The sequence below is a fragment of the Vibrio sp. Y176 genome, assembly GCF_033438945.1.
The window spans coordinates 1-7,498 of the sequence record NZ_JAWOQS010000025.1; the positions used below are offsets into that span (position 1 = coordinate 1).

Sequence of the window (7,498 nt, forward strand, 5' to 3'; positions counted from 1 at the left end):
ATGCGTTGGTTTAAGTGATTAAGGTGGTATGCGGCGGCTTTGGTATTGCGTTGCTCACCCCTTAACAGGGCGTTATGTATCAGGAGGACTTGATGAGTATCGAAGAAAGTCTATTTAAGACGGAAGAAGAAAAAGAGATGGCTGCCGGTATCGTTAAGTCATTCATTAAATCTGTAATTGGGTATGGTGGCGTCGATATAAAAGGTTTATCGGATGAGGAAGCATCCGTTAAGATAAAAGAGTACTTAGAGGAATTTCTTAACTCTGAACAAGAGATAAATATGATTATTGATCATAAAGATACCTTGTTGGAAGAAGCTAGGAGATTAGTCTCAGAAAATAAAACTGATTTAGCTTTAGTGACGTACGCGACTTGGTGGGAACATTGGATTAATGGTGTCTTAGAGTCAAAACTGTACCGCAAGGAAATTACGGGCAAAGAGTTTAAGCAGGTTATTACTTCTCTCAACAATCGCGCAAAAACATCCTGGTTTCTCAAACTTATTGAGCTACCACCATTTGATAAGACGCATTTAGAAGTGATGACTAAGCTAGCAGAGAAGCGTAATAGCTTTGTCCATTATAAATATCCAGTGGATACCGGTGAAAGCGAGAACTTAACAGAGTTTTTTGAACAAGTAGAAAACTCGATTCTTTATTTCATAGACTATGAAAATATCCATATATTCCAATCTAAGCCAGACTTTGACTTCTGATACATAACAAACTGTTTAAGAGTGATTCGCAACGCGTGGCATTTTCATCATGCGTTGGTTTAAGTGATTAAGGTGGTATGCAGCGACATCGGTATTGCGTTGCTCACACCTTAACAGGGCGTTATGAGCCACAAGGATAATTCGATGAAAGTTGATAAAGAATATTTGAAACAATTATTGGAAGCTTTTGAAAGCGCTGAAAGGCCAACTACCAATATTCGTGAGCTCGAAGCTAAAGGCTTTCACTATGATGATGATAAATTTGTGTTTCATACCGACATCTTAGTTGATAAGGGATACATCGAGTCATTTGCTCAGAATGCTAGAGGTGTAGGCTATACAATGATGGGGAATGGTCAAAGAGGTTGGTCAGTTGTCCCAATTCGTCTTACAGCTTTTGGCCATGATTTTATTGAATCTCTAAATGAACCCAATGTTTGGGCGGAAATTCAAGCCAATTTTAAAGAATCAAGCTTAGACACAATCTCATCTGTCGCAAAAGACCTAGCTAAAGGTTACGCAAAGCAAAAAGTCAAAGCATTGCTCGAGGCTGCTGTCTCATAACAAAGCGTTTAAGAGGGACTCCCAACGCTTGGCGGTTTTAGTTCAAAGTTTGGCTTATGTGTTTATGGCACAATGTTTAAGTTTGGGTGGCATAGCGTTGTCGCCCCTTAACGCGGCGTTAGCCGTCATGAAGCTTGCTATACTCAAAGTGATAGAATAGTATCACTTTAGTATTCCTTTGGAGCAGCTCTCATGAAAGTAGAACTAGTTACATCACTCAAACGTCAAGCAACAAAGATCCTTGCCGATCTCCACGACACTAAAGAACCAGTGTTAATTACTGAACATGGTAAGCCATCGGCATATCTGGTTGATGTTGATGATTACGAGTTTATGCAAAATCGTTTGGCGATTCTGGAGGGGATTGCACGAGGTGAACGTGCATTAGCTGACGGTAAAGTGGTGAGTCACGATGAAGCCAAGGACAAAATGTCAAAATGGCTGAAATAATCTGGACTGAGCCAGCGCTATCCGACCTCAATGATATCGCTGAATACATCGCACTTGAAAATATCGTAGCTGCAAAACAATTGGTTCAAACGATCTTTTCTAAAGTCGAGCGCTTAGAGGCTTTCCCTGAATCGGGTCGCATTCCGCCTGAACTAGAACATCTAAGTTATCGTGAAGTTGTAGTTAATCCGTGCCGTGTTTTCTATAAACGAGACGGCGACAAAGTATTTATTCTGTTTGTTATGCGTGCTGAGAGAGACTTGCGTAAGTTCCTATTGAGCAAGCAATAACCTTTGGGGATGAGCGGCTAACAAACTGTTTAAGAGTGATTCGCAACGCGTGGCATTTTTACTATGCGTTGCGTTTAGTGTTTAAGGTGGTATGCGGCAGCATCTGTATTGCGTTGCTCACACCTTAACAGGGCGTTAGGTGCTTAGGAGGTAAAATGAAACTCAATAATCTTGATCGACAAATTAGTATGTTGTGTCCAACTTGTGGTTGTAAAGACTTCAATTTTGATGAACATGATGAAAACGGGCTTGTTACTTGTACTCAGTGTGAACGCCAGTTGACTCGTGCAGATCTTGTCGCAGAAAATTCTGAATTAATCGCAGAAACTCAAAACGAGATTGCTAAAGAAGCACAAAAGCAAATTGAAGCTGAAATGAAAAAAATGCTTAAAAATGCATTCAAAGGAAACAAGAATATAAAAATTAGATAGGGGCATTAGCTGTATGGACTTTGGTGACGGTATCGCACTTGTGGCTTTGGGGCTTTCTGGGTACGCAACATGGCGAACGATTCAATTTAACAAAAGACAAGACTCTCTAGTTGAAACTCAGAATAAGCTTAATAAATTGCTTTTAGCTAAGGAAACCGAAGAAGTGATCGATGATCGTAAAGCCGATTTAGGTGCATCGATCATTAAGTTGGGGAATCATAAGTATCGGTTGAAAATTTGGAACAAAGGAAATGCCGAAGCCAAAAATGTAACGGTAGAGTTCCCAGACGGCAACGAACTAGTTCCAGAATCTGAGTTGCAGAGCAAACTTCCTTATGAGTCGCTCGAAAAGCATGCATCCATTGAGTTATTGGCAGTCGTACATATGCAAACACCAAGTAAGCACAAGTTGAAACTTTGCTGGTCTGACGAACACAGAAATAAAAACGAAAAAATCGTATATCCAACACTCTAGAACGCACCTAACAAACTGTTCAAGAGGGATTCGCAACGCGTGGCATTTTTACTGTGCGTTGGTTTAAGTGATTAAGGTGGTATGCAGCGGCTTCGGTATTGCGTTGCTCACCCCTTAACAGGGCGTTAACTAACTCCTTGGTCCCGGTTTATAAATTAAAGAGAAATGTTTATATGACATCAAAAGAACACTTTAAACCAATACCATGTCATGCAGACTACCTAAAGAGACTTTCTAACCCATATGGGATGAAATGCAAGCGGCTGCTCGATGATTTTGATTTTTATTACGAGAGTGGGAAAGTCAATTTATATAGTGTGAGCCTTGCAGGTCTTTCTCTAACAAGTTGTCTATACCACAATGTTGGTGACATAGAATCCAGTCTTAGAGCGATGGATATGCATCAGTACTTTGATATTAAATTAGTACGGTCACAGCTATTGAGTGATGGAGAGACGATTTCGGTAGTGCTCCCTAAAGCAGAGGTGACTCTAGTAGCAAAGAAAGAGGAATACAATGGTCTTGAAGGTGCGCTATATCTAACCTATTTAAGTTGGCTATCTTTATTTTGTGAGCAGGTGAGTGACATTGAGTACCTTGCCAACTTAGCCGACCATCCAAACACTGAGTGGTATAATGTTCGCTCTCGTACCTTCTTTGAGCTCCAAATGGTCATGCTCGGAATAAAATCTGGTGACGTTAAGTCGTTAATTCAGAGGTTTATTGATGTGAGTACGCCTGAATATCTTGAGGGCTTAGCCTTTGAACATGCAAACCTTGTCGATTTGCCAACGATTAATGTGATGACAAAAGTTCTAAATAAATCAGGTTGTGGTGAAGCGGAATATCAACAAGCGATGTATGAAGCGGTCAAAGGGCACCACAAGTATTGGAGTCAAAAAAAATTAAAAGAAGAGCGTGTAGGATATCTTGCGATGCCGTTACTGGCACTGGCAAAGCTTGCTTACCAGAAGTTTGGTTTTCGCTTAGGGTTTGAAACGGATTATGTTCCAGAAGCCTTCTATACCCGTAATATGCCCGAGCCGAGCTATAGCTTTTTAGATATTTACAAATCGTAGTTAGTTAACAAACTGCTTAAGAGTGATTCGCAACGCTTGGCATTTTTGCTATGCGTTGCATTTAGTGTTTAAGGTGGTATTCGGTGGCATCGGTATTGCGTTGCTCACACCTTAACAGGGCGTTAGCCGTCATGGAGCTTGCTATACTCAAAGTGATAGAATAGTATCACTTTAGTATTCCTTTGGAGCAGCTCTCATGAAAGTAGAACTAGTTACATCACTCAAACGTCAAGCAACTAAGATCCTCGCCGATCTCCACGATACCAAAGAGCCAGTGTTAATTACTGAGCATGGTAAGCCATCCGCTTATCTCGTTGATGTTGATGACTACGAGTTTATGCAAAATCGTTTAGCTATTCTTGAGGGTATTGCACGAGGTGAGCGTGCACTAGCTGACGGTAAAATGGTAAGCCATGATGAAGCCAAGGACAAAATGTCAAAATGGCTGAAATAATCTGGACTGAACCAGCGTTATCTGACCTCAACGATATCGCTGAATACATCGCACTTGAAAATATCGTAGCTGCAAAGCAGTTAGTGCAAACGATCTTCTCCAAAGTCGAACGCCTACAAACTTTCCCAGAGTCAGGTCGTATTCCACCCGAGCTAGAACATTTAAGTTATCGTGAAGTTGTCGTTAATCCATGTCGTGTTTTCTATAAACAAGACGATGACAAAGTGTTTATTCTGTTTGTTATGCGTGCAGAGAGAGATTTGCGTAAGTTCCTGTTGAGTAAACAGTAACCTTTGGGAATGAGCGGCTAACAAACTGTTTAAGAGTGATTCGCAACGCGTGGCATTTTTATTATGCGTTGGTTTTAGTGGTTAAGGTGGTATGCGGCGGCTTCGGTATTGCGTTGCTCACACCTTAACAGGGCGTTATATTTTTAGGAGGCTGATGTGAGAATTGAAAGAACTGTTTCATGTGCTGCAATGTTTATTTCTTTTCTAGCGCTTGTAATCTCAATTTGGCAAGGATATGAAGCCAAAAAACATAATAGACTTTCTTTTACACCGTATCTTCAAATTTCTCCCAGGTTGGTAGGGGATATAAGTTCAGGTTTATATTTGGAAAATGCAGGAACAGGTACAGCTTTTTTCAAGTCTATTGGCATTATTGTGAATGGGAATAAATTTGATCTTACAAAAAACCAGTGGGGTCAATTTCTTTCATCTGTCGATATAAATCCGGTATGTTTCAAAAAGTCTTGGATTAGACCAGACTCAGCGATGCAAGCGGGTAAAGAGTTAGCACTTATCAGTTTGAGCGAGGCGGATCTTCCTTTGCCATATTGCTTACAACAAGTGACAAGGTTACTTACTCTTGAGGAAGTCGAAATCAGAATAAATTACAAGTCGATATATGAAGAAGAATTTAAATTAGAAGAAAAGTACGCTATCAAGAGTGATGAATTACAGTAAAAATATAACAAACTGTTCAAGAGTGATTCAGCACGCGTGGCATTTTTGTCATGCGGTGGTTTCGGTGTTGAAGCGCTATGCAGAGGCTTGGTCATTGCGTGCTTCACACCTTAACAGGGCGTTAGGCGACTAGGAGTTAATATTGGCTAAGGTAACTAGAATCCAAGCGGGATAATACTCGGTGGATGATGGGCGTTTTATTGTAAAACAAGGTTCAGGCTGGCTTGTACTTACTGCAAACGGTTCTCATGATTTTGGTCCTGTACCTACACTCGCATCTGCGAAACAGTATGTTGAGTCGGGAACCACACCGTTGGGGCAGCACAATTTGTCCACGAAACATGGCAGAAGACAAAGTAAAAAAGAGTTCAATTCATATTTGGCGTCTGAAGCTAAAAATGGAAACCCGATGCCTGCAATTTTGTGGTTTATTGTTCTTTTCATAGTCTGCGGTGTTGCATTCGCTGTTCGAGGTCATTAGATAGCTAAAAGTCGTCGCCTAACAAATTGTTCAAGAGTGATTCGGCACGCGTGGCATTTTTATTATGCGTTGGTTTCAGTGGTTAAGGTGTTATGCGGAAGCTTAGGTATTGCGTGCCTCACACCTTAACAAGGCGTTATACCGCAATCAGTCATCTAACCTTTTCATGGCTTTACGGTAAACATCGCTACGTTCGCGCTTTCCAACTGCTAGGACGGTTACGATGATGACATCGTCTTCAACTTTGTAGACGAGACGGTAGCCCGATTGACGCAACTTAATTTTATACATGTTGTCAGCTCCAGATAGTTTTGAAGCCGGAACATGTGGGTTATCTAAGCGCTCGATTAGCTTTTTCTTAAATTGTTGTTGCAGAGTAGAACCAAGCTTTTTCCACTCTTTGAGGGCGCTCTTTTTAAAGTCGAGTTTATAGGTCATCAATATTTACCGAAATGCTCTCTTCAGATTCACGCTCTTTAGCGATAGCAAGTAGTTCAAGATCTTCGAGTCTGTCCATCATCATTTCGTACGCTTCGGCAGGTACGCAATAAAATGCGGGTTCATTTCGGTTTAGTACAGCAACAGGTTCGCCGTAAGCACTAGTTGCAACTTTCATAGGGTTAGCTTTCAACTCAGTAATGCTTGCAGCAACATCGGCTAAAATTCTAGTGGTCATATAATAGGTCTCTTAAGTGGTCTTTATGCTGGTCATTTTAGCCTCAACCAAGCGGTATAACAAGTTGCTTAAGAGTGATTCGCAACGCGTGGCATTTTTACTATGCGTTGGTTTATGTGTTTAAGGTATTATGCGGATGCTAAGGCATTGCGTTGCTCACACCTTAGCAAGGCGTTATAAGCCTTAATTGGAGATTGTTATATATGGAAACAGAAAGGCTTAAACTAGTGCCTCCTTCAATGGAATATCAGCCTTTGATGCTCGAAGCGATACTAGAAAGCCAAGATGAGCTTGGTGTTTATCTTCCTTGGGTTCCATATGCGTTGACTGAAGCAGAGTCTATCGAGAATACAAAGCAAGCTATCAGCAATTTTGAGAACTTTGAAGGTGAGTTACGATATTCAATCATCGAGAAAAGCACTGGTCGTTTTCTAGGAGCAATAGGGCTTATCATTCGTGACAAAACAGTCCCGTATTTCGAAATTGGTTATTGGCTACGTAGTTCGAGCGTTGGTTATGGCTTCATTTCGGAAGCAGTCAAAGCTGTAGAAACTTACGCATTCAAAGAACTTAAGGCTAATCGTCTCGAAATCAAAGCTGCTGTAGATAACTTGAAAAGTCGATCTGTAGCAGAGCGTGGTGGATATACATTCGAAGGGATACTGTGCAATGACCGAAGATTGCCGTCAGGTGAGTTGAGTAGTACGGCAATGTATGCGAAAACAGGCTTATAACAAAGCGTTCAAGACGGATTCACAACGCTTGGTATTTTTGGTTTCAATCAACTTTAGTGTATACGGCACAATGATTTAGGCTGGGTAGTAGGCGTTGTTCACCACTTAACGCGGCGTTAGCAGTGCTAGCGTAAAAAGGAGTTTGATGCGATACATATATAATCATGATAAGACTAGAGG

At 41.0% G+C, this 7,498-nt stretch carries 14 protein-coding genes; 12 read left to right on the forward strand and 2 right to left on the reverse strand.

Going from position 1 to position 7,498, the window contains the following annotated elements; all coding sequences use genetic code 11:
* Positions 1–92: 92 nt before the first annotated feature.
* The 11 genes from R7O13_RS23405 to R7O13_RS23460 all read left to right on the forward strand — a co-directional run bounded on the left by R7O13_RS23405 (position 93) and on the right by R7O13_RS23460 (position 5,908).
* Positions 93–716 carry a hypothetical protein gene (locus tag R7O13_RS23405; RefSeq protein WP_031419056.1) on the forward strand — a complete coding sequence of 208 codons (624 nt, stop codon included), beginning with the start codon at positions 93–95 and terminating at the stop codon, positions 714–716.
* A gap of 144 nt (positions 717–860) precedes the next feature.
* Positions 861–1,280, forward strand: a complete 420-nt coding sequence (locus R7O13_RS23410) for a DUF2513 domain-containing protein (protein WP_318304779.1) — start codon at positions 861–863, stop codon at positions 1,278–1,280.
* 192 nt (positions 1,281–1,472) lie between these two features.
* Positions 1,473–1,730, forward strand: coding sequence for a type II toxin-antitoxin system Phd/YefM family antitoxin (locus R7O13_RS23415; RefSeq protein ID WP_005448240.1), 258 nt, complete (start codon positions 1,473–1,475; stop codon positions 1,728–1,730).
* Positions 1,718–2,020, forward strand: a complete 303-nt coding sequence (locus tag R7O13_RS23420) for a type II toxin-antitoxin system RelE/ParE family toxin (protein ID WP_021705405.1) — start codon at positions 1,718–1,720, stop codon at positions 2,018–2,020. The genes R7O13_RS23415 and R7O13_RS23420 overlap by 13 nt, the downstream gene beginning before the upstream one ends.
* Positions 2,021–2,175: 155 nt before the next feature.
* The gene (locus R7O13_RS23425; RefSeq protein WP_023623398.1) at positions 2,176–2,451 is read left to right on the forward strand and encodes an ECs_2282 family putative zinc-binding protein; all 276 of its coding nucleotides are present in this window, start codon (positions 2,176–2,178) and stop codon (positions 2,449–2,451) included.
* 13 nt (positions 2,452–2,464) lie between these two features.
* Positions 2,465–2,926 (forward strand): hypothetical protein, encoded by a 462-nt coding sequence (locus R7O13_RS23430; protein ID WP_045417206.1) that lies wholly within the window; start codon positions 2,465–2,467, stop codon positions 2,924–2,926.
* A gap of 173 nt (positions 2,927–3,099) precedes the next feature.
* Positions 3,100–4,005, forward strand: coding sequence for an Imm49 family immunity protein (locus R7O13_RS23435; RefSeq protein WP_318304780.1), 906 nt, complete (start codon positions 3,100–3,102; stop codon positions 4,003–4,005).
* Positions 4,006–4,201: 196 nt separating this feature from the next.
* Positions 4,202–4,459: a type II toxin-antitoxin system Phd/YefM family antitoxin gene (locus R7O13_RS23440; RefSeq protein WP_015296907.1), complete on the forward strand. Its 258-nt coding sequence runs from the start codon at positions 4,202–4,204 to the stop codon at positions 4,457–4,459.
* Positions 4,447–4,749 carry a type II toxin-antitoxin system RelE/ParE family toxin gene (locus tag R7O13_RS23445; RefSeq protein WP_015296906.1) on the forward strand — a complete coding sequence of 101 codons (303 nt, stop codon included), beginning with the start codon at positions 4,447–4,449 and terminating at the stop codon, positions 4,747–4,749. Before R7O13_RS23440 ends, R7O13_RS23445 begins: the two co-directional genes overlap by 13 nt.
* Positions 4,750–4,905: 156 nt before the next feature.
* The gene (locus R7O13_RS23450; protein WP_193248847.1) at positions 4,906–5,427 is read left to right on the forward strand and encodes a hypothetical protein; all 522 of its coding nucleotides are present in this window, start codon (positions 4,906–4,908) and stop codon (positions 5,425–5,427) included.
* Positions 5,428–5,608: 181 nt separating this feature from the next.
* Complete coding sequence (locus R7O13_RS23460; protein ID WP_038964143.1) at positions 5,609–5,908, forward strand: hypothetical protein; 300 nt, start codon at positions 5,609–5,611, stop codon at positions 5,906–5,908.
* Positions 5,909–6,055: 147 nt separating this feature from the next.
* On the opposite strand, the gene R7O13_RS23465 is transcribed toward R7O13_RS23460, so the two are convergent.
* Entirely contained in the window at positions 6,056–6,346 is a 291-nt protein-coding gene (locus tag R7O13_RS23465; protein WP_005377002.1) for a type II toxin-antitoxin system RelE family toxin, read from the reverse strand.
* Positions 6,336–6,584, reverse strand: a complete 249-nt coding sequence (locus R7O13_RS23470) for a type II toxin-antitoxin system Phd/YefM family antitoxin (RefSeq protein ID WP_005377003.1) — start codon at positions 6,582–6,584, stop codon at positions 6,336–6,338. Before R7O13_RS23470 ends, R7O13_RS23465 begins: the two co-directional genes overlap by 11 nt.
* A 203-nt stretch (positions 6,585–6,787) precedes the next feature.
* On the opposite strand from R7O13_RS23470, the gene R7O13_RS23475 reads away from it, so the two are divergent.
* Positions 6,788–7,318 carry a GNAT family N-acetyltransferase gene (locus R7O13_RS23475; RefSeq protein WP_318304781.1) on the forward strand — a complete coding sequence of 177 codons (531 nt, stop codon included), beginning with the start codon at positions 6,788–6,790 and terminating at the stop codon, positions 7,316–7,318.
* Positions 7,319–7,498: the final 180 nt, after the last annotated feature.

Bases quoted from the DNA above. Each gene is read 5' to 3' on its own strand.
- R7O13_RS23410 (WP_318304779.1), top strand. From the start codon at position 861: ATGAAAGTTGATAAAGAATATTTGAAACAATTATTGGAAGCTTTTGAA.
- R7O13_RS23445 (WP_015296906.1), top strand. From the start codon at position 4,447: ATGGCTGAAATAATCTGGACTGAACCAGCGTTATCTGACCTCAACGAT.
- R7O13_RS23415 (WP_005448240.1), top strand. From the start codon at position 1,473: ATGAAAGTAGAACTAGTTACATCACTCAAACGTCAAGCAACAAAGATC.
- R7O13_RS23420 (WP_021705405.1), top strand. From the start codon at position 1,718: ATGGCTGAAATAATCTGGACTGAGCCAGCGCTATCCGACCTCAATGAT.
- R7O13_RS23430 (WP_045417206.1), top strand. From the start codon at position 2,465: ATGGACTTTGGTGACGGTATCGCACTTGTGGCTTTGGGGCTTTCTGGG.
- R7O13_RS23470 (WP_005377003.1), bottom strand. From the start codon at position 6,584: ATGACCACTAGAATTTTAGCCGATGTTGCTGCAAGCATTACTGAGTTG.
- R7O13_RS23435 (WP_318304780.1), top strand. From the start codon at position 3,100: ATGACATCAAAAGAACACTTTAAACCAATACCATGTCATGCAGACTAC.
- R7O13_RS23440 (WP_015296907.1), top strand. From the start codon at position 4,202: ATGAAAGTAGAACTAGTTACATCACTCAAACGTCAAGCAACTAAGATC.
- R7O13_RS23425 (WP_023623398.1), top strand. From the start codon at position 2,176: ATGAAACTCAATAATCTTGATCGACAAATTAGTATGTTGTGTCCAACT.
- R7O13_RS23405 (WP_031419056.1), top strand. From the start codon at position 93: ATGAGTATCGAAGAAAGTCTATTTAAGACGGAAGAAGAAAAAGAGATG.
- R7O13_RS23465 (WP_005377002.1), bottom strand. From the start codon at position 6,346: ATGACCTATAAACTCGACTTTAAAAAGAGCGCCCTCAAAGAGTGGAAA.
- R7O13_RS23475 (WP_318304781.1), top strand. From the start codon at position 6,788: ATGGAAACAGAAAGGCTTAAACTAGTGCCTCCTTCAATGGAATATCAG.